General features: G+C 37.1%; 21 protein-coding genes. 16 read left to right on the top strand and 5 right to left on the bottom strand.

Annotated elements, in window-relative coordinates; all coding sequences use genetic code 11:
- The first annotated feature begins 7 nt into the window (after positions 1-7).
- From CIL05_RS19200 to CIL05_RS19145, 13 genes are all read left to right on the top strand, one after another.
- Positions 8-502, top strand: a complete 495-nt coding sequence (locus CIL05_RS19200; protein WP_095657147.1) for an ECF transporter S component — start codon at positions 8-10, stop codon at positions 500-502.
- Positions 499-1,203: an ATP-binding protein gene (locus tag CIL05_RS19195; protein WP_095657146.1), complete on the top strand. Its 705-nt coding sequence runs from the start codon at positions 499-501 to the stop codon at positions 1,201-1,203. The genes CIL05_RS19200 and CIL05_RS19195 overlap by 4 nt, the downstream gene beginning before the upstream one ends.
- Before the next feature lie 11 nt (positions 1,204-1,214).
- Entirely contained in the window at positions 1,215-1,835 is a 621-nt protein-coding gene (locus tag CIL05_RS19190) for a histidine phosphatase family protein (RefSeq protein ID WP_095657145.1), read from the top strand.
- 212 nt (positions 1,836-2,047) lie between these two features.
- Entirely contained in the window at positions 2,048-2,653 is a 606-nt protein-coding gene (locus CIL05_RS19185) for a hypothetical protein (RefSeq protein ID WP_133065312.1), read from the top strand.
- Positions 2,654-2,676: 23 nt separating this feature from the next.
- On the top strand, positions 2,677-3,378 hold the full coding sequence (locus CIL05_RS19180) for an L-2-amino-thiazoline-4-carboxylic acid hydrolase (RefSeq protein ID WP_240510240.1): 702 nt from the start codon (positions 2,677-2,679) through the stop codon (positions 3,376-3,378).
- Positions 3,375-4,613 carry a Zn-dependent hydrolase gene (locus tag CIL05_RS19175; RefSeq protein WP_095657143.1) on the top strand — a complete coding sequence of 413 codons (1,239 nt, stop codon included), beginning with the start codon at positions 3,375-3,377 and terminating at the stop codon, positions 4,611-4,613. The genes CIL05_RS19180 and CIL05_RS19175 overlap by 4 nt, the downstream gene beginning before the upstream one ends.
- A gap of 267 nt (positions 4,614-4,880) precedes the next feature.
- Positions 4,881-6,209, top strand: coding sequence for an FAD-containing oxidoreductase (locus CIL05_RS19170; protein WP_095657142.1), 1,329 nt, complete (start codon positions 4,881-4,883; stop codon positions 6,207-6,209).
- A gap of 209 nt (positions 6,210-6,418) precedes the next feature.
- Positions 6,419-8,515, top strand: coding sequence for a copper-translocating P-type ATPase (locus CIL05_RS19165; RefSeq protein ID WP_095657141.1), 2,097 nt, complete (start codon positions 6,419-6,421; stop codon positions 8,513-8,515).
- A 250-nt stretch (positions 8,516-8,765) separates the two neighbouring features.
- The gene (locus CIL05_RS19160; RefSeq protein ID WP_095657140.1) at positions 8,766-9,230 is read left to right on the top strand and encodes a hypothetical protein; all 465 of its coding nucleotides are present in this window, start codon (positions 8,766-8,768) and stop codon (positions 9,228-9,230) included.
- A gap of 157 nt (positions 9,231-9,387) precedes the next feature.
- Positions 9,388-9,939 (top strand): CueP family metal-binding protein, encoded by a 552-nt coding sequence (locus CIL05_RS19155; RefSeq protein WP_095657139.1) that lies wholly within the window; start codon positions 9,388-9,390, stop codon positions 9,937-9,939.
- A 278-nt stretch (positions 9,940-10,217) separates the two neighbouring features.
- Positions 10,218-10,574, top strand: a complete 357-nt coding sequence (locus CIL05_RS22885; protein WP_338066957.1) for an MFS transporter — start codon at positions 10,218-10,220, stop codon at positions 10,572-10,574.
- A complete protein-coding gene (locus CIL05_RS19150) occupies positions 10,571-11,458 on the top strand; it encodes an MFS transporter (RefSeq protein ID WP_338066956.1) in 888 nt (295 codons plus the stop codon). Before CIL05_RS22885 ends, CIL05_RS19150 begins: the two co-directional genes overlap by 4 nt.
- 21 nt (positions 11,459-11,479) lie before the next feature.
- The gene (locus CIL05_RS19145) at positions 11,480-11,680 is read left to right on the top strand and encodes a hypothetical protein (RefSeq protein WP_095657138.1); all 201 of its coding nucleotides are present in this window, start codon (positions 11,480-11,482) and stop codon (positions 11,678-11,680) included.
- A 305-nt stretch (positions 11,681-11,985) separates the two neighbouring features.
- Here the strand turns inward: CIL05_RS19145 and CIL05_RS19140 are convergent, their stop codons facing one another.
- The 5 genes from CIL05_RS19140 to ectA all read right to left on the bottom strand — a co-directional run bounded on the left by CIL05_RS19140 (position 11,986) and on the right by ectA (position 17,182).
- Positions 11,986-13,086 (bottom strand): M24 family metallopeptidase, encoded by a 1,101-nt coding sequence (locus tag CIL05_RS19140; RefSeq protein WP_095657137.1) that lies wholly within the window; start codon positions 13,084-13,086, stop codon positions 11,986-11,988.
- Positions 13,087-13,108: 22 nt separating this feature from the next.
- The gene (locus CIL05_RS19135; RefSeq protein WP_095657136.1) at positions 13,109-14,497 is read right to left on the bottom strand and encodes a sodium:solute symporter family protein; all 1,389 of its coding nucleotides are present in this window, start codon (positions 14,495-14,497) and stop codon (positions 13,109-13,111) included.
- A 391-nt stretch (positions 14,498-14,888) separates the two neighbouring features.
- Positions 14,889-15,275: an ectoine synthase gene (locus CIL05_RS19130; protein WP_095657135.1), complete on the bottom strand. Its 387-nt coding sequence runs from the start codon at positions 15,273-15,275 to the stop codon at positions 14,889-14,891.
- Between the two features lie 48 nt (positions 15,276-15,323).
- Positions 15,324-16,601, bottom strand: a complete 1,278-nt coding sequence (ectB, locus tag CIL05_RS19125) for a diaminobutyrate--2-oxoglutarate transaminase (protein WP_095657134.1) — start codon at positions 16,599-16,601, stop codon at positions 15,324-15,326.
- 20 nt (positions 16,602-16,621) lie between these two features.
- Positions 16,622-17,182 (bottom strand): diaminobutyrate acetyltransferase, encoded by a 561-nt coding sequence (gene ectA, locus CIL05_RS19120; RefSeq protein WP_095657133.1) that lies wholly within the window; start codon positions 17,180-17,182, stop codon positions 16,622-16,624.
- A gap of 505 nt (positions 17,183-17,687) precedes the next feature.
- On the opposite strand from ectA, the gene CIL05_RS19115 reads away from it, so the two are divergent.
- The 3 genes from CIL05_RS19115 (at position 17,688) to CIL05_RS19105 (ending at position 20,668) form a co-directional block, all read left to right on the top strand.
- Positions 17,688-18,641, top strand: a complete 954-nt coding sequence (locus tag CIL05_RS19115) for an alpha/beta hydrolase (RefSeq protein WP_240510239.1) — start codon at positions 17,688-17,690, stop codon at positions 18,639-18,641.
- A 229-nt stretch (positions 18,642-18,870) separates the two neighbouring features.
- Positions 18,871-19,824 carry a sialidase family protein gene (locus CIL05_RS19110; RefSeq protein ID WP_095657132.1) on the top strand — a complete coding sequence of 318 codons (954 nt, stop codon included), beginning with the start codon at positions 18,871-18,873 and terminating at the stop codon, positions 19,822-19,824.
- Entirely contained in the window at positions 19,808-20,668 is an 861-nt protein-coding gene (locus tag CIL05_RS19105; protein ID WP_095657131.1) for a hypothetical protein, read from the top strand. Before CIL05_RS19110 ends, CIL05_RS19105 begins: the two co-directional genes overlap by 17 nt.
- Position 20,669 lies beyond the last annotated feature (1 nt).

Below are 20,669 nucleotides of genomic sequence, written 5' to 3'. Positions count from 1 at the left end.
AGATAAAATGAACGTACGAAAAATGAGCTTATTAGCATTATTTATCGCCTTATCTGTAATAGGAGCGGCTATAAAGGTACCCGCAATTATTGGGAGTGTGGCATTGGACGCTTTTCCAGCATTACTTGCTGCAGTATTCTTTGGAAGTGGAGCCGGTGCTGTCGTTGGTGGCTTGGGCCATATGATGTCTGCACTTATTGGCGGAATGCCATTAGGCCCCCTTCATTTTATAATCGCACTGGAAATGGCTTTGCTTGTTTCCTTATTCGCTGCGCTTTATAAATATGGAAAGAAGATCTTAGCTGGAACTGTATTCCTGATCGGCAATGCATTTGTTGCGCCATTGCCTTTTATTTTCTTATTTGATTTTACGTATTATATCGCGCTTGTACCTTCCTTATTAATTGGTTCTGCACTAAATACAGCGATCGCGTTCATCGCCGTTCCCCGTTTAAATCCTATTTTAAAAGGGACATATCATAGAGGAGAAGTGAAGGGATGAGAGATGCAGTAGTCATTCCATTTAACGGGGAAGAAATGCTTGTGATTACAACAGATAACAGTGGATCGATTGGAATGAAAGAACTGGATAATGTTACAGTTCCATATGAAACTGTCAGCTACTATTCATTAAGAGTTGCGATAATGGAATGTATGGCAGCTGGAGCTAGTCCGGTTTCGGTAGTAATCCAAAACTTTTGCGGAAATGAAGCATGGGATGAGCTTACTTCCGGAGTTCAAAGGGGACTGTCAGAACTTCGTATGGAAAATATTCCGATCACAGGAAGTTCTGAAACCAATTTTTCATTATCCCAATCAGCAATTGGAATCAATATAATTGGGAAAAAACCAGCCCTGAATTCTGTTAAACAAAAGGACCTGCAGGATAAGAAAGCTGCCTTGATTGGATTGCCGCTGGTTGGAGATGAGGTAGTCGTTCAGGCTGATGACATTGCTCCATTATCAATTTTTAAAGAAATTTGTGATCTTCAGGATGTAATGGTATGGCCAGTTGGGTCAAAAGGAGTTCTTAGTGAATTAAAACGTATGTATCCCGGGTTTTACAGGAGTAAGATAACACCAGCTTCCGAGATTGATCTGCTGAAATCTGGGGGACCATCCACTTCCTTTTTAATTACGTATCCTATTGAAAGCGAAAGAAGGATTAAAGAAATCGCAGGTAATTATTTTAATAAACTTTAGGGGGAATCCCCGTGTTGAATTTATATGTCGCCAGACATGGTGAAACAGAATGGAATGTACAAAATAGAATGCAGGGCCGGTTGGATTCTAAATTAACAGCTCAGGGTATTTACCATGCCGGATTATTAGGCAGGAAATTGGCATCTACAGAATTTGAATCTGTGATTTCAAGTCCTAGTACCAGAGCTGTTCATACTGCAGAATTCCTGATGGGGGATCGTCCCTTACCCTTTGAAACAGACGAAAGGTTAATGGAAATACACCTAGGGAGCTGGCAAGGGAAAACAATCGATCAAATAAAGGCGATGGACCCATACAACTATGAATGTTACCTTCATCTTCCAAATAAGTATTGGCGTGATGATGGAGCTGAAAATTTTCAGGATGTAATAACAAGACTGGAATCTATATTAAAGAGTCTTGAAGAAACTTACCAGTCAGGCAATCTGCTGATTGTTACCCATGGCGTTGTCGTAAAGATATTGCAAATGATTTGTAAAAATAACTCACTTACCAAGCTTTGGATCCCTCCTGTTATAGATGGGACAAGTCTGTCTATTGTAAAGATGGAGGATGGGAAAAAGGAGCTCATTCTTGAAGGGGATGTTTCTCATAAAACGGTTATCATTTAGCATGTAAACGTATATAGGAGAAGAGACTTCCAAATTTATGGCGCATGTACGGGAAAAGTATTTGTGCTTTTTCTTTGTTAATGGTTCAGAAATGAATCTGATTTAAATATTTGGAATATATGGTAAAGTGGAGGTAGGTTATAGAAAATGTGAAATAATCTTTAAGCAAATGACCCCTTAAAGATTCAAAAAGTTTAAAAGGACTGATTTGATTGAAGTTATTCATGGATATATTGTTCTTAATTGTCATCGGGTACTTTAGCTATAAGTTTATTCAAGTCCTCGTAAAAATGAAGCAAAAATTTATATTGCCGAAAATAAATGAAGATATTGCAGCCATTAGAAAACATCCTGACAAACCAGTAGATTTCCCGGTATATTCTAAGCAAAAAGTTGGAATCATTATTTATTCTTTGATACTCCTTTTTGTAATTATTATGTTTTTATTAGGAGTGTTTTTCCAACTATTTGATTCGTCATTATACTTGTTATTACTACTGCCAATAGTCAATTCTTATAACATACTCAATCTTTTTGCAGTGGTAGAGGATGGCTTGCTAAGCGGGAGTCGATTTGTTGCATGGAATAAAATAAAATCATTTGAATTTGTACGTATTGACGTCAATCACAAGTTTTACGGATTTTCGGCAGAGGCAAATGAAGGTTATCAATTGAAGGTTAAGACAAAATTCTATTTCACAAGCTGTGTCATTACTTCGGATGAAATGAAAGACAGGCTGAACCATATTTTAAGTGAACATGTACAAGTGAATGAAAAAGCGTCAGCATTAAAAGAAGAAGCAACTATTAATGAATAAATATAAACAAGGATGTGATTAATTTGGGTAAACAGAAGATTAATATTCCACCAGTATCGATGTACGCTATAACTGCGAAGCTTTTTACACATGTGGAAAAATCAGTAGTTTCAGCGTTTGGAGAAAAAGGAAAAACATTGATTCAGCAGGGTGTGGGAAATTTCGGATATAAAGATGCGGAGGAAATTGGAAAGCAAGCTACAGTTGATGGGGAAAATCATAGATTATTCAACTATATCCCTAATGACCATCAGACACAGAATCAATATGAGGATCAGACTATTTATGCTTTAATGGCCAAGCTATTTGCACAAATCAGTAAATCGGTTGTTGATAGATTTGGAGAAAAAGGTGAGAACACTGTTCGAGAAGGGGTTCGAACATTTGGTGAGGAACGTGGTCGTGGTATTGCACAGCGGGCACGGGCCAATGGTGAGGACAATACGAGAGAAAACTATTTGACTAATTATGATATGGGCAGAAGTGAGTTATTTAACTTTACAACAGATTATAAAGAGAATGAAATAGAGCAAAACTTTACCGTTTGCCCATTTGGACAGCAATGGGCTGATGATGACATGCATAAATATGGCATTCTTTACTGTCAGATGATTGATCCCGCTGTTGCGCAAGGCTATAATCCTGATTTTGAGGTTGAGCATGAAAAATATATTTTAAAAGAAGGAAACTGTCATTTCCGTTTTAAATTGGAGGACAAAAAATGATTAATATGAAGCGGTTATCCAGTAATTTAGAGGACTTGTCCAAAATTGGGAGAAATCCAAATGGCGGCATGAACCGTTTTTCTTTTACGGATGAAGAGAAGGAAGCAAATAAATTAGTTGAACAATATATGGAAGAAGCAGGGCTATCTGTCTATTATGATGCGGTAGGTAACTTAATAGGTAGTATGGATGGGGCGGAAAACTTACCGGTTATCCTTCTGGGTTCTCATATTGATACCGTTCCTGATGGCGGAAAATATGATGGAGCACTGGGTGTTTTATCTGCAATTGAAGTGATGCACACAATAAAAGAAAATGGAATCCAGCTGAAGCATCCCGTCAGAGTTATTTCATTTAAAGATGAAGAAGGCAGCAGGTTCGGATATGGCATGATTGGGAGTCGCACAGTTGCAGGTACATTAAAAGCAGAGGATTTATTAAGAGAGGATGATTCCGGTATTTCCATACAGCAGGCGATGAAAAATTTTGGACTGAAAGAGAGACCGCTGGAAAGTGCAAAATTAGTAAATGTGAAAGCATATCTTGAGATTCATATCGAACAGGGGAAGGTTCTCGAGAGTAATCATGTCGGGGTTGGAAATGTCACTGGTATAGCAGGCCCATTATGGCTCAAGTTCCATTTGAAAGGCCTGGCTGAACATGCTGGGGCAACTCCAATGAACCAGCGGCATGATGCCTTAACAGCAGCGAGCCTAATTATCGCTGAAACGGAAAAAATTGCGAAACAGTTTCCACCTGCAGTTGCAACTGTCGGGAAAATGACAATCAAACCAAATGGCGTTAACGTTATTCCAGGTGAGGTTGAGTGGACCATTGACATTAGAAGTATTGATGAAAGCCAGCGAAATAACATCGAACAAATGATTAAACAATTTGCGGGAAAAATTACAACGAAGAGAGAGCTGGAATTACAAGTATCTGAGTTACAACGTATAGCACCAGTCCAGTGTGATGAGGATATTCAAACAGCTATACAGGAAAGCATTCGGGAAATAGGAGAAGAAGTCGTATCCCTGCCAAGTGGTGCTGGTCATGACGGGATGCAATTTAAAGATCGTTTTCCTGTTGGCATGATTTTTGTTAAATCAGTAGATGGAATCAGCCATAATCCAAAGGAACTTTCTTTAGAAAAGGATATCGAAAAAGGAAGTAATGTATTATATCATACACTGCTTCGAGTGGATGGAACGTCGGGCGACAGCAAATCTATTTAGAGATGCTGCCGCCCGAATCAGCAGTATTACCGCTTGATTGAGTGATGCCCTTACTTGATTAGGAAGTTTCAAAACAACAGTATTTACCCCCTGTAATATATCCTCATTATAAGTGTTCCTTCATTTCTTTCTAAAGTCTTCCATCATCATTATCTATCAACTACATTTTAAGCGTCAGAAAGTTATATTAGTTTTTATTATACCCTAAATGGGTATAGTACTAATAGAATAAATTTATGATTCAAATTAAAAAGGAGAATTTATCAATTGTTAACATATGACGCAATAATAATTGGTTTTGGAAAAGCTGGAAAAACATTGGCCGGGGAACTTGCCAACAAAGGCTGGAAGGTAGCAATGATTGAGAAGGATCCTAACATGTATGGAGGAACTTGTATCAACATTGCATGTATCCCTACAAAAGTACTTGTCCATGATGGGCTGATGAAAATGCCATATCCAGATGCGATTGAACGAAAAGATAAGGTAGTGGAAAAACTGCGGGAAAATAATTACAAAAGTCTTGCCGATAATGACCAGGTCACCATTCACGTATCGGAAGCCAAATTCCGCTCAGATAAAGAAGTGGAAATAGAATTGGATGGAAAAAGGGAAATTTTAACTGCTGAGCATATTTTTATCAACACAGGTGCAACAAGTAACATTCCTCCTTTGAAGGGCGACCTTTCTTCAGATAAGGTCTATACGAGTACAACCCTGATCAATCGCAAACAACTGCCAAAAAAATTAGCAATTATCGGGGGAGGGTATATAGGACTGGAATATGCCTCGATGTATCAAAATTTCGGATCAGAGGTATCCGTAATTACACCGGAGGATAAGCTGTTGCCTTATGAAGATTCGGAAATTGCTGCAGAAGTACAAAAGGTATTGGAAGAAAAAGGGATACAGTTCATTTTTGGAGCAAAAGCAGAGGAAGTTGAAGAGAAAAGTGAAGATGAAGTCAAGTTAGCGTTATCCAATGGTGAAGATTTGATTGCTAATGCAGTGCTGCTTGCTACTGGCCGCAAACCTAATGTGGAGCATCTTGGTCTTGAGAATACTTCGATTGAACTTACGGAAAAAGGAGCCATTAAGGTCAATGACCATCTGGAAACAAAGGTTGACAATGTATGGGCGCTTGGTGACGTGAAAGGCGGGATGCAATTCACGTATATCTCCCTGGATGACTATCGTATTGTTATGAACTATTTATTTGGTGACAAAGAATATTCACTAATGGCCAGGAAAAATGTTCCGTATTCTGTATTTATCGATCCTCCTTTATCAAGAGTAGGCATGACTGCAAAAGAAGCAGAGGATAAGGGCTATGAAATTGCTGGAGGTAAATTATCTGTAGCGTCCCATCCGCGAGCACATGTCATAGATGATTTGCGGGGACTGTTTAAAGTCGTCATCGATAAAAAAAAAGATAAAATTCTTGGTGCTACACTGTTTGGTCCAGAATCACCGGAATTAATCAACCTGGTGAAACTGGCAATGGATTTGGACGCTCCATATACTTATTTGAGAGATCAAGTATATAATCATCCGGTAATGAGTGAATCCTTTAATAATCTATTTGCGATTGAATAAGCAGATAGGAAGTTTTTTTCGAATGATTTCAAGAATATATTCAAACAGGAAGGACCTGCGGAGATTTTCCCCACAGGTTCTTCTATACCTCTTTTCAATAGCCAGTGAAATTTTAAGTTCAAATAATACCTAACAGAGGTATAGTATGATATGGTATAAAATATAAAGGTTAATTCCTCCAGTACACTTTTGAAAAAGGAGAGAAAACAATGGCAAAACATCATAATCATAATGAGGATAAAGGGCATGAACATCATCATGATGAGCATGAACATAACTATGAACAACATGAACATCATAACCATCACGAACACCAGGATCACAACGAACATTCCGGGCATGGTGGTCACGGAGGACATGGGGATCATCATGGACACATGATTGAAGATTTTAAGAAACGTTTCCGGGTATCTCTTATTTTGGCTATACCAATTTCATATTTGTCTGAAATGATTCAAATGCTTTTTGGATATGAAGTCAACTTTACCGGTGATATCTTATTATTATTCATACTTTCCACAATTGTGTTTTTCTATGGTGGAAAACCGTTTTTACTGGGAGCATGGGAGGAACTTAAAGAGAAAACGCCTGGAATGATGATGTTAATTTCTTTAGCTATCGTAACATCCTATGTGTACAGTACATTAACAGCATTCTTTATCGAGGGCAGTGATTTCTTTTTTGAATTGGCAACATTAATAGTTATCATGCTGCTAGGTCACTGGATTGAAATGAAATCCATTATGGGTGCTTCAAAAGCATTGGAGGAACTAATTAAACTAATGCCGAAGGAAGCTCATAAAATAGATGAATCCGGAAATATTGTAGAAGTAACGGTTGAGGATTTGCATCCCGGGGATCAGATTTTAGTTAAATCCGGGGAAAAAATTCCACTTGATGGGGAAATATTTGAAGGGGAATCGTCTGTCGATGAATCTATGTTAACCGGTGAGTCAGTCCCTGTAGAAAAATCACCCGGCATGGAAGCGATTGGTGGAGCAGTTAATGGTGATGGTGTGTTAAAAATTAAAGTTAGCAAAACCGGAGAAGACACCTACCTTTCCCAGGTTATTAAATTAGTAAGTGATGCTGAAAAAACAAAATCAAAAGCCCAGGGATTTGCTGACAGTGCTGCTAAATGGTTATTTTATGTTGCAATAATTGTTGGGATAATTACGTTAGCTTATTGGGCAACAACAGGAGATTTCGAATTTGCTCTGGAAAGAATGGTAACTGTTTTAATTATAGCCTGTCCACATGCTCTCGGTTTAGCAGGGCCATTGGTAACTTCAAGATCAACATCCATTGCAGCTAAAAAGGGATTGCTGATTCGTAATCGTACACCTTTTGAAAGTGGATGGAAGGTGGATCGTGTTGTGTTTGATAAAACAGGTACCTTAACAGAAGGGAACTTTGGGGTTACTGATCTTCACCCGAGCAGTAATGTGAGTGAAGAAGAGTTATTAAAATTAGCTTACTCAGTGGAAACCCAATCAGATCATCCAATCGCAAAAGGAATTGTAAAAGAAGGAAAAGCGCGTAAATTAGATGCTTACGATGTGAAAAATTATAAAAATTTAACTGGTAAAGGACTGGTTGCAGAAGTAAATGGTGAGGAAATTGCAGTTGTCAGTCCTGGGGCGATGAGCTCGAACAATATTTCATATGATGAGAAAGCATTTGATCAACTGGCGCAACAGGGAAAAACAGTTGTCTTTGTTTTAAAGGATAATGTGCTTCAAGGGATGATTGCTTTAGCAGATATTATTAGAGAGTCTTCATATCAAGTGATCAAAGAATTAAATGATCGTGGGATAGAAACGGTTATGATGACAGGAGATAATACCAGGGTGGCAAATTATGTCGGTGAAGCGTTAGGGATCTCAAAGATAATTGCAGAAGTTTTGCCACACGAAAAATCGAATAATGTAAAGGATTTAAAGCAGGGTGGTAAAAAAGTTGCAATGATTGGTGATGGAATTAATGATGCACCTGCTTTAGCGGAAGCGGATTTAGGAATTGCTATTGGAACAGGTACAGATGTTGCCATTGAAACAGCTGACGTAGTTTTAGTGAATAGTAATCCTAAGGATATTTTAAATATCGTTAAATTATCCAAAGCCAGTCATCGAAAAATGGTTCAAAACCTAGGTTGGGCTGCAGGGTATAACATTATTGCCATTCCATTAGCGGCAGGTATTTTAATTAATATTGGAATTGTTATAACCCCGGCTATTGGGGCAGTAGTTATGTCACTAAGTACGATTATATGTGCGGTAAATGCACAATTACTAAAGATTGACTGAGCAGGGTTTCCTGCTAAGCAATTATTTCGACATTTATGTGAATTTAATCACAATATGACTATGGTAGCCTATAATTAACATATAAACCAACTAAAAAAGCAAGGTTGACACAAAAGTACAATGGTTACTAAATACTCAAACGCTTGTCCTGAGCGCTAATATGTATAACCCTTCTGCTAAAATCAATAATATGTATAATAGTGTATTTTCATGAGGGCTAAGTATTTATGAATTTCCAGGAGGGTTTTAAATGAATATGAAGCAAACAAACCTATTTTATGTTGATGCCACCGAACTTGTTGATGGAATTGATTATGAAGTCATAACAGAAACAGGATATATTGATCATAAAGTGGAGCGGCTGTATGGCGTGGATAATCATTCGATTGATTATGATCTGATAAAAATACTCGGACTTGGGGTGGTGAAAAATAATCATCTTCAGGATTACTATATATTCAATGCTGCCAGTGACAATATCATGAATGAAATGATAAGAATTGATGTGTATTATCAAATTACCCATCCCGAATTCGATGATAAGCCTCTAGACAGATGGGTCTTTGGAAGCCCTGCTGGTGTCGATTATTTGTTGAGTCTCCTCGGTTCACAGGGGGCATGGGTGATTTCCAGACTAAAAGGTATTTTTAATGATAAGAAGAATGGGCAAGTCCTTGCGTTCCGTCCACGTTCATCATCCTTAAAATCTAAATAGTTTCAAACAGGAGATGGAGCAATTCAATTACCATGTTTCTAAAAAGTAGGGAAAATAAATTTGTAAGAAAGTATACATAAGTCAGGTGCAATTTGATGGGCAGAAAATGTTTTAATAGAATTAACCACTGAAATAAAAGATAGGATGATGAAAATAAATGAAAAGAATAATCTCAGTATTTACGGTATTGGTTGTTGTTGGATTTGGAGTATATATATATTCGGCAAATGGTGAAGAAAGTGTGAAAGAAGAAAGCGAAACACAAGATATGAAGCAATTGGTAAATGATTACAGTATAGGTGAAAAAACTTCTGAATCTGCATCAATTACGTCTCATGATCTCATTGTGACTGACAGTGACGAAAACCAGTTAACCTATGATTTGCCTGAAGATGAGTTCTTTGTTTCCATCGCACCATATGTTGAGCAAACACATCCATGTGAAATTCATAGCTTAACCGGTTGCCAGGGAGAAATGGTGGATGAAGCGTTCAGCGTATTGATTGAAGACATGGATGGCAATGTAATAGTGGACGAGACAATGAATTCAATGCCAAATGGATTTATCGATCTGTGGCTACCGCGTGACAAGACGTTTCATGTAGAAATTTCACATAATGGGAAAACTGCAGAATCAGAGTTTTCCACGTTTGAGGGTGACAATACCTGCATTACAACCATTCAATTGAAAGAAAGTTCAAGTGTTTAAATATAGTTTCCCGTGCTATCGGAAATGTTTCTAAAAAGTAAAATGACCATCTAAGCAGATTGATGGTCATTTTTTTGTTGGCTCGTATGTGATTTGAACTGTTCTTAATTTCTATTTTGTTTTGCAATGTATACTGAATGTTTATGTTAAAATAAATATAAATGTTGTGAAAAGATATACGCTTAGGTTGAATAGTAAAATAGTTGGCCTGTTCAGCTAAATGATATAAGCAGTTATATGCTATGCTTACCTAAAAATACATAATGGAGAGACTGTGTATGGTAAAAAGCTTAAAAGGCTGGAAAGATCCAACGATATTATTGTCGTCGATTGGGATTTCAAGTATTGGGGACTTTATTTACTTGGTTGTGATTAATATTATTGTATTTCAACTCACAGGTTCAGCGGCAGCTGTTGCGGGGCTTTGGATTATTGGCCCATTAACAAATATTGTAACAAAGCTCTGGACAGGAAGTTTTATTGATTACCGAAGCAAAAGAAAAGTAATGATGGTAACATACATCATCCGAGCGGTGTTCATCTGCCTGATTCCATTAGCCCCAAACATGGTGGTAATTTATGGGATCCTGGTTGTCTTAAGTGTGGCAAAGGCTTTTTTAATCCATCATCAATGACATATGTTGCCATTCTTATTCCAAAGGAAAAAAGAAAACGCTTTAACTCGATTCGCTCATTTGCAAGTTCCGGAGCATTTATTATTGGTCCTGCAATTGGTGGTTCACTCATATTATTAACTTCTGTTGAAGTAACATTATGGCTTACTGCAATATTCTTTGTGATTTCAGCAATTTTATTATTATTTCTTCCTGAAAAAGAAAACATTGATAAAGAAACGATTCCAACATTGACTGTGTCACAAGTGATTCGTGACTTTACGGTCGTTAAGAAGTACATGTCAGAAAATAAATATGTATCATTTGTCTATCTTGGATTTATTATTATTATGATTTTCTCTTTTGCAATGGATGCACAAGAAGTCGTTTTTACCCAACAAGTAATCGGACTGTCTGAATTTGACTATAGTCTGTTGATTAGTATAACTGGAATTGGTTCTGTTATCGGTGCAATTTTATTATCGATTTTTTCAAATAAAATTTCCCTTAGGTATATGATTACAATTGGTCTGATCATGATGACAGTTGGTTATGTAATCTATGCATTCTCGTGGTCTTTTGCATCAATTGTTGTTGGATTTGTAATCCTGGGTTTCTTTAATGTGTTCTTAAATGCAGGAATCATGACTTTCTACCAAAACAATGTTCCTGTTGAAATAATGGGGAGAGTTACAAGCATTTACCAGTTAATCCAAAGTGCTGTTCAAGTAGTATTTATTCTGGCAATCGGGGTTGCGGGAGACCTTGTTTCATTAAGGCTGACGATTGTCGCATTGGCAATTGTCATGTTGCTTTCATCTATTGTCTTTACATTTTCAGTATTAAAGCCGAATAAAAAACAGTTTTACCATGAAGCAGAGGAATTAAATGTTGAAGTAAAATAAAAATGGGGAGTGATCAAATCGATGAGAGAAGTTGTTTCTGCTATCTATATTACGATTGGCACATTACTTTTCACCCTTACTTATTTTGATGGGTTTTATGGGCCAAGATGGATAGAAGGATTAGGAATTGGGTTTGTTTTTATTGGTATTATATATTTTATTTTGTTTGTTATAAAAAGGGGTAATGGAAAATCGGAAAATGAAGATATTCGTAAATTTTAAGAAGAGGGTGGGTGTTTTGCCAAAGCTGAAAGGAAGCAACGTTTTATATCAAACTGCTTCGAATGGATGCAACTTCGGGTGGCAGCAATTTTGCTTAGAAGTTGTCACTTGAATAGCGGTGTTACCCGTGCGATTTGAAGTAGCAGTCGCTCGATTCTGAGATGCTCTCGCTCCACTAGAAGCTTCCTTCGCACATTTATAGTGTACAACTCTACAAACTTTTAGGGATACTGGATTTATTAGAGGAGACAGGATAGCGCCAATGCGGACCTCATCATATAAACATTGCACTTTTCTTGATTATATTATTCAATTATTTGCAGTTCTTTCGGAAATTTGGTCAGTGTTTCAAAACCATCTGCCGTAACAAGCACATCATCTTCTATTCTTACTCCACCTATTCCTGGTAAATAAATGCCAGGTTCAATCGTATATACCATTCCTTCTCTTACTATTCCATCATTTAAGTGGCTCATGGAAGGAAATTCATGGACGTTTATTCCCATACCATGTCCGATGCGATGTGGGAAGTAGTCGCCATATCCTGCTTCGGTAATCAAATCCCGTGCAATTTTGTCTAAATCTCCAATGCGAGTGCCTGGTTTACTTAATTCTAAGGAAGCCAGCTCGGCTTTTAACACCGTATTATAGATTTCTTTTTGTTTTTCTGTGACTGATTTAAAAGCAACTGTACGAGTGATATCAGAACAATATCCGTCAAGTATAACCCCTAAATCGAATAAAACCACGTCACCGGCTTTCAACTTTCGATCGCCTGGGTTACCGTGCGGATCACCGGATTGTTCACCAAATAGAACCATGGTCGAAAAAGACATTTCACGGATCCCTTTTTTCTTCAGTTCAAATTCAATTTTTGCTAAAACTTCCATTTCACTAATCCCTTCCTTAAGGGCATCTACACCTACCTGGACTCCAAAATCAGCCATCTTAGCTGCACGACGAATAATAGCAATTTCTTTTTCATCTTTTACTACACGCATTTCATTTAGTTTATCTTCCACTGAAACTACCTTCGCTTCCGGGAAAAAAGCAAGGAAGGCTTCACTCCGTCCGTAGGATAGAAATTCTTTTTCAATGGCAACTGATTCCGCTTTGGCAAGATCTCTTGTTTCAAGGGAAGTTTTAATTAGTTCCCATGGGTTTTCATGATCCGAATACCCGATGATCTCGTACTCCCAACCGGCATCTTTTAATTGACCTGCTTCCATCGCTGGCAGGACAAACAATGGTTGCGCTTGTTTGAATACGAAAATTCCCATGAGTCGTTCATGTGGGTCGGTGTAGAAATTAGATAAATAGAATACATTCTCGGTTGAATTCACAAATGCTGCTGCTATATTATTTTTGTTCATCCAAGCTGTTACGGATGCTAAACGTTCTCGCATATTTTGACACTCCTATCGATAATTACATTTTTTCCTTTTGTGTTGCTAATGTTACAACTATTAATACGATAAACGCAGCTGGAACTGAAATGACTGCACTGTTTAATTCAAAAGGTCTATTAAGCACAATTTCCCACACTAATGTTGTTACAACACCAGTAATCATGGAAGAAATACCACCAGACGCATTCACACGTTTCCAGAAAAATACAGCTAATACGGCTGGTGTAATTCCTGCACCATAAACAGTATAAGCATACATTTGGACTTCTAATACAGTTGGGAAAAAGCGGATCAATAAATATGCCAATGCACCAAGGATCACGATAAACACTTTTGTCATTCTTAATTGTTTTTTATCTGACGCATTCCGATTAATATACTTTCCATATATATCATAAGTCAAATTTGTTGCAGCAGAAAGTAAATAGGAGTTACCAGTTGTAATGATAAAGGCAGCAGCTGCTGCGAGTAAAATACCACCTATCCATAACGGCAGTGCAAGGGTTGTTGCCATTAGTGCCATTCCGGGCTCGATATCGGGGAAAAGAGAACGCGAGGCAAATGCTATTAGTGAAATAGACGGAGAAATAATTATCATTATTACTAACCAACCGATTTGAGCCTTTTTAGCTGATGCATCTCCTTTTGAGGATGCTAAACGTTGATACATGTTTTGGTCACCAAGTAAAAGAAATAAGGAAGGAAGCAGATAACCCATCAGCTGGATTGTTGTTAATCCTCCTGTTGCAGTTAGATGAGAGTCCGGAACATTTTCAACGATAGAATCCCATCCTCCGGCAATTGCGAAAATGGTTGGTACAGTGATTAATAAACCGCCAACCATCAAAAATCCGCTTAGTGCATCTGTTTGAGAGACAGATTTAAGTCCGCCAATCATCGCAAGAAATATGATTAAGACTGCAGCTATTATCGTACCGATTTCTACACTCATTCCTGTTGTCAGGTTAAGAATGAATCCAAAACCTTTTAGTTGGTAAGAAACGATGCCGACATAAGCTAAAAGTACAATGATACTTGCAAGATTGCGGGCTGTAACACCATATTTTTCTTCAAGAATACCTGAAATTGTATATTTTCCAAATGCCCTGATTTTCGGCGCCGCTACATAAAGTACAAGAATACCGATTACAGTCGGTACCATTAACATGAAGGAAGGGATTATACCAAAACTATAGGCAACAGATGTTTCCCCTCCTGAAATGCTTCCACTCCCTGTCCAGGTTGCTAGCAAGGTACCCATCAATACAAATGGTCCTAAGCTTTTTCCGGCTAGGATAAAGTCTTTACTGCTCGATATCTTCTTTGACATATAAAATCCTAATCCAACCATAATTAAGGCGTAGACCCCAATAAACCATAATAATTGGGGATTTGATTGAAGTTCCATTATCATCAGCTCCTGTACCTTTAAACTTTTGACCTGTATGTGTACTATTTGTTGGGTACTTATCTTATTATGTACCTTTGCATATATTTCACCCAAATTAATGTCTTCTTAAAATTTGAATAAGCAAACAATTAAAATATTATAATTGTTTGCTTATTCATTATTTATTAGGGTTATCAGATGTTATAATCCACACAAATTTAGGAGTTACCACTTTATGCCAGGAGAGACACTAGATTTCATTTATCATTGATTCTAGAGACGAAAGAATTATTAAAAATGATGTTGTTATTCAAACAAATACAGAAGAATTTGAAAGTTATGGGGACTGGCAACATTACAATGCATAAAAAAGAACCAGGTTTTTTTTACCTGGTTCTTTTTATGTTTTCTATTCAGTTAATAATGGATAGAATCCTTCTTCATTATGTGTCTCAGTTCCAACCAATGCTGGGTTAAATACGCAAACCATTCGCATTTGTGTTTTTGCGGTTAAATTATGTTTGTCATTTTCATTTAATAGATACATAGTTCCAGCTTTAATTGGCCAAACTTCTCCAGTTTCAACTTTTTCAATTTCGCCTTCACCTTCAATACAATAAACCGCTTCGATATGGTTTTTGTACCAGAAGTAGCTTTTCGTACCAGCTTTGATGATAGTATCATTTAAGCTGAAGCCCACACCCTCTTTATTTAAAATAAATCGGCGGCTTTCCCAAGTATCTCCCTTAGTTTCATCTTCTGTTCCAATAATGTCATCTAGTGATTTTACGATCATAATGAGATTCTCCTTTATTAGCTGTGTTTTAGTATATATATGCTGTAGTTATTTTGAAAGAACTTGTACGATACTATCTTCAAGAATCGCCAAACCTTTGGTAAGCCCTTCTTCATCTATAACTAGTGGTGGAAGGAATTTTACAACTTCATCACTTGGTCCTGACGTTTCCACGATAAGTCCGCGATCGAAGGCTTCTGCACAGATTTTACCTGCAAGGCCGTCTGCATGTACTGCAATTCCTTGCATCAGACCTCTGCCACGTGCTTCCCCTTTAAGCTCTGGAAACTTGGCAATAATGGTATCTATTTTATTTTTCAATAGATTTGCCTTTTGCTTAATTTCTTTAGAAAACGCCTCTGTTTCCCAGAAACTTAGCGCCTTTTTTGCCGTAATAAATGCTAAATTATTACCACGGAATGTCCCATTATGTTCACCAGGTCCCCACTGATCATACGCTGGTTTGATCAGTGTAATGGCCATTGGAAGACCAGAACCACCAATAGATTTAGAGAGACAAACAATGTCTGGGTTAATTCCTGCAGGTTCAAAGCTAAAGAATGTACCTGTTCTTCCACATCCAGCTTGAACGTCATCAACAATCAATAGAATATCCCAACGTCTGCAGATGCTTTCAATTTTCTTCAACCAATCCATACGGGCTGCATTGATACCGCCTTCTCCTTGAACGGTTTCTAAAATAATAGCTGCAGGTAAGGCAACACCACTCCCACTATCCTCTAGAAACTTTTCAAGATAAGCAGTAGAATCTTGGTCTTCAACATAATCATCAAAAGGCATTGCAACTGAATGATGAAGCGGAACACCAGCTCCATGTCGTTTAAATGAGTTACCAGTAACAGATAACGAACCAATCGTCATTCCGTGGAACGCATTTGTAAAGCTGATAACCGAATCACGACCTGTTACTTTTCTAGCAATCTTTAATGCACTTTCAACTGAGTTCGTTCCTGTAGGCCCGGGAAACATAACTTTATAGTCGAGGTTACGAGGTGTAAGTATAACTTCCTGGAATGTTTCAAGAAATTCCTTTCTTGGTGTCGTTCCCATATCGAGGCTATGAAGAATTCCATCTTCCCGTATATATTCAATAATTTTCTCCTGCATCTTCGCATCATTATGTCCATAATTCAATGCGCCTGCCCCTGCAAAGAAATCAATATATTCTTTATTGTCTACATCCCATAGTTTATATCCTTTTGCTTTTGTAAAAACAGTAGGCCAACCACGGCTGTAACTTCTAACTGCGGATTCTAATTCTTCAAACGTTTTCATTCTATCTTTATTAATTACAGCAGTTGTCATTCTCTCATCCTTTAATTAAATTATTTTTCAAGCGGTCCAATTTTAAACAACATTTCATCTTCGTGTCCGGTGCCAGGGAAATCATCAGTTGTAATATAATCACTGATTTTCCAGTTTGTTTCGAACTTTCTGGCAAGACCTAAAAACAAACGTTTTGATGGTGAATTTGATGGTGAAACAGTTGCTTCCACATAGTGAACACCTTCACATGCATCACGGTCTAACAATTGAAGCAACATTTTAGTTGCCAGCCCATTTCCTCTTTCAGATGAATGAACAGCTACCTGCCAAATAAACAAAGTATCAGGTTGATCCGGATGAATAAATCCGGAAATAAAACCAATCACTTTTTGTGTTTCCTTTCTCACAACTACAATTGATGTATCTGAAAAAATTTCACACCACATGATATAGCTGTAAGAAGAATTTAGGTCAAGATTCCCAGTATGTTTAACAAGCTCCCAAGCAGAAGCTCCGTCTTCCTTATTTGGCTTACGGAAATGATAATCCGTTGTTGTTATGTTTAACTTTTCAGCTACTTCTGAAATATTAATGCTTTCACCTCCTGAACGCTTTCGCATAATTAATTACGATAATTAGCTTATATCCAATATTTGGTTTCGTCAAAGCGGATTAAACATGATTAAGCTTGTTTAAACATGATTAATTACGATTGAATATAAATAAGTGCCTTAGACTATAAAATGTTACCAAATGGTATCGAATAGTATGGATTTCAAAGAATTCAGTAAAACGAAAGCTGGCAAACCCTTATCTATCAAGGGGTTCCAGTTTTTGCGTAAAAAGAGTGCTATGAGGGAATTTAAATCGCTCAAGTTTTACTAAGATTCAAATACTTTTAAAGCAGAATATTTAAAAAAAGGTATAATTATGGGTACGTAGAGGTTCTAATAAAACATTTTTTAAAAAATTACTCGATTAGATTATAGTTATTACGTAGCTTTAAATATAGATTTGGACTCAAATACAGGAATTTATGTTAAACCTAAAGTATAGTTAAACCATCGATTAGACGAAATCAAATATATGAATAAATACCTTTTCGTGGAGGGGTGGAGGGTAAGTATGAAAAAAATCTTTAAACGTATGGCGATAATAGTTTCCGTTATAATTGCGGTTTTTGCTTGTATAATTGTTGCCAGCTATAGTAACCATCAAATACAATTGTCAAAAGAAGATGAATTATTCATTCCTAATGGACAGGTTGTAGAAGTAAATGGTCATCAAATGCATGTGTATATAGAGGGAGATGGAGAAGAAACGCTTGTTTTTATGTCTGGTGGTGGCACGAGCTCACCTGTTTTAGATTTCAAATCACTGTATTCATTGTTAAGCGATAAATATAGAATTGTTGTCGTTGAAAAGGCAGGTTATGGATTTAGTGAGGTCACAGAATCTAAACGAGATATCGACACAATTCTATCTGAAACAAGAGAAGCCCTTTTAAAATCAAAAGTTGAAGGACCATATACTTTATTTCCTCATTCCATGTCGGGCATTGAGGCATTACATTGGGCTCAGGTCTACCCTGAAGAAGTAAAAGCAATCATAGGTTTGGATATGGCTGTTCCAATGGCTTATAAAAATTATGATATAAACATGTCCCTGATCCGATTAGGTACGTTTGCTGCAAATACTGGTTTAACCAGATGGATTCCAAATCTATCCGAAAGTGACGCAATAAAATATGGAACGTTGACAGATAAAGAGAAAGAATTATATGAAGTGATTTTTTATCGGAGAACATCAACTAAAAATATGATCAAAGAAGTTGATCATGTTAAAGAAAACGCAAAAAAGGTCGAAAATGCAGGCATACCAAATGTTCCTATGCTTTTGTTTGCTTCAAATGGTCAAAGAACAGGTTGGGATGAAAAAACTTGGGTTGGATTTCAGAAGGATTTTATTGGTGATCTAGAGAATGGTAAACTCATTGAATTAAACAGCTCCCATTATGTTCAAAATATTAAATATGAACGAATAGCTAAGGATTCAGAGAATTTTATAGAAGGTTTATAGTTTTTCTTTGGAGCAGGGTCGTTTACAGTCAACTAAAGCAGATGATTCAATAGAGTCAAAGGGAATAAGAAAGAGTATGTCTACTTCCAGCTTATTAAAATAAAGGACTTCGAATAATAATTTCCGGCTTCCAAAAGTGATAGGATAGCTTAATTTTAATCTGAAAATAGTAGGGGATATATTTGTAAGTAAACCTTTGAAATCAAGCAATTAATAAGGAGTTCTTCTAGTGAAAAAACTTGTCGTAAGTGTGGCCAGCATAATGAAGATTGGGTTGATTATTGCCATAATTTTATACCAAAAGCCCACCACCATTACACAACTACATCCGGATCAGACAATTGATGAACAGGAAAACCAGGAATCACTAAATGACGCTGAGAAACCAAAGACTGAGCTGTTACAACCAATTCACATAGATGATCCGATTACTTATTCGTTACAAAATGACGAACTGAATATCACCTTCGATAAAGGAAGTAATTGGATTACAGTACCGGTTGAAAAAGATCAATTATTTGATGGGGAGTATAATGGGAATAAGCGAGAACTGATTGAAGTTAGCTATGTACTTACACAAAACCGGGCTGCATTCTTATATTCAGATGGAATGGATTGGGATAATAAAAGAATTTTATTAACGTATTCACTTGATCAAGGTAAAACGTGGAAGGAATCAGTGGTTACGAAACCTTTTCCAGCAATGCGGTTTAGAAAAGTAGATTTTTTAAATGATAAGTTTGGCTATGTGATTATTTCTGGTGGCCGAACGATGTCACAGGAGTTTTCGACAGTCTTCTTAACACATGATGGTGGTGAAAGCTGGGAGGAAACAACGAATTCAGGTGTAACGAGATTAATTTCAGATGGTGGATTTATTGATGAAACGACAGGATTTTTGTCCTTTGGAACAATTAATCCTGAAGAACCGGATCTTTACGTTACGCAAGATGCCGGAAATACTTGGACTGAAGCAAAAGTTAATATTCCAGCGGAGTATAAGGAGATTTTTGTTCAGGCAGAAGTTCCAGTAAAAGAGGGAGGTTATTTGGCAGTTTTGATTAATCAGGGTCCTAATGGTGATTATAAAGGCGGTAAAGTGAAAGGAAAATTTATATCAAAGGATAACGGCAAAACATGGGAGTTCCAGGTGGAGGTAAATCCAAATGAAACAGAAGGGTAAATTAATAAAAATTGCTGGTTGGATTTTATTCCTTTTTGCTTTTGGTTTCTTCTGTCTGCAAATGGGATACTTGTTTGCACATGAAAGATTTCAAGTAGAGTATATTGATAATCGGTTATTTTATCTCATAAATATTTCCTGTGTTATCTGTCTGTCACTGGCTATTTTCCTCCTGCTTACACTCACTAAAAAGTGGAAGTGGATTGGTACGGGTGTTGTGATTGTATTCATTATTGTTAATGGGGTGCTGCTTACCTTCAGTAACCAGGAAGTTAAAAATATAACAAGCATATCACCTAATTTTAAACAAGTATTGTCGATTAAAGAAAATATAGAGAGTGGAAATGCTGTTTACTATAGATCCTATTATGGTATTCTGGCTCGTCCACAGGAAAAATTACCCTATGTAACGGACGGGGAATTTCAAGTGGAGTGGTTAGCGAATGACGTGGCGGCTGTTACATACAAAGCAGCTGACAATACGATCCACCAATTCATCGGGACTTACGGTGACCGGGGGACTGGCAGATCCTATTATTATGTGGGCGCCGAAATTCATGGCAGGTGGAAAGGCAATAATGCGGAGGTTGTAAGCAATACAGAAGGAATTACTGTTACTCAAAATGGAAAAACGGAATTGTTTGAATGGGATAATATTGTTCAATTTGGCACACTTGCAGTTGTTTTAATGAAGAATAACGAAGCTGCCTGGACCATAGCATTAAATGAAAATTTCCAAATGCACTCTAATTCAGCTATTCCACCATCCGGGGAAATTAGTTTGTATCAAGCAACAATGGAAAAAAACAAACCAATAATATTGCAAAATACAACTTCCAACTAAA

Source organism: Virgibacillus profundi, from assembly GCF_002287375.1.
In the GTDB taxonomy this organism is placed as follows: Bacteria; Bacillota; Bacilli; order Bacillales; family Amphibacillaceae; genus Virgibacillus_K; species Virgibacillus_K profundi.
The sequence above is the reverse complement of the archived record's forward strand: the minus strand, read 5'-3'. Positions and strand labels throughout refer to the sequence as shown.

Coding starts and splice junctions, on each gene's coding strand:
- CIL05_RS19200 (WP_095657147.1), top strand. CDS start 8: ATGAACGTACGAAAAATGAGCTTATTAGCATTATTTATCGCCTTATCT.
- CIL05_RS19195 (WP_095657146.1), top strand. CDS start 499: ATGAGAGATGCAGTAGTCATTCCATTTAACGGGGAAGAAATGCTTGTG.
- CIL05_RS19175 (WP_095657143.1), top strand. CDS start 3,375: ATGATTAATATGAAGCGGTTATCCAGTAATTTAGAGGACTTGTCCAAA.
- CIL05_RS19165 (WP_095657141.1), top strand. CDS start 6,419: ATGGCAAAACATCATAATCATAATGAGGATAAAGGGCATGAACATCAT.
- CIL05_RS19160 (WP_095657140.1), top strand. CDS start 8,766: ATGAATATGAAGCAAACAAACCTATTTTATGTTGATGCCACCGAACTT.
- CIL05_RS19155 (WP_095657139.1), top strand. CDS start 9,388: ATGAAAAGAATAATCTCAGTATTTACGGTATTGGTTGTTGTTGGATTT.
- CIL05_RS22885 (WP_338066957.1), top strand. CDS start 10,218: ATGGTAAAAAGCTTAAAAGGCTGGAAAGATCCAACGATATTATTGTCG.
- CIL05_RS19150 (WP_338066956.1), top strand. CDS start 10,571: ATGACATATGTTGCCATTCTTATTCCAAAGGAAAAAAGAAAACGCTTT.
- CIL05_RS19145 (WP_095657138.1), top strand. CDS start 11,480: ATGAGAGAAGTTGTTTCTGCTATCTATATTACGATTGGCACATTACTT.
- CIL05_RS19140 (WP_095657137.1), bottom strand. CDS start 13,086: ATGCGAGAACGTTTAGCATCCGTAACAGCTTGGATGAACAAAAATAAT.
- CIL05_RS19135 (WP_095657136.1), bottom strand. CDS start 14,497: ATGGAACTTCAATCAAATCCCCAATTATTATGGTTTATTGGGGTCTAC.
- CIL05_RS19130 (WP_095657135.1), bottom strand. CDS start 15,275: ATGATCGTAAAATCACTAGATGACATTATTGGAACAGAAGATGAAACT.
- ectB (WP_095657134.1), bottom strand. CDS start 16,601: ATGACAACTGCTGTAATTAATAAAGATAGAATGAAAACGTTTGAAGAA.
- ectA (WP_095657133.1), bottom strand. CDS start 17,182: ATGCGAAAGCGTTCAGGAGGTGAAAGCATTAATATTTCAGAAGTAGCT.
- CIL05_RS19115 (WP_240510239.1), top strand. CDS start 17,688: ATGAAAAAAATCTTTAAACGTATGGCGATAATAGTTTCCGTTATAATT.
- CIL05_RS19105 (WP_095657131.1), top strand. CDS start 19,808: ATGAAACAGAAGGGTAAATTAATAAAAATTGCTGGTTGGATTTTATTC.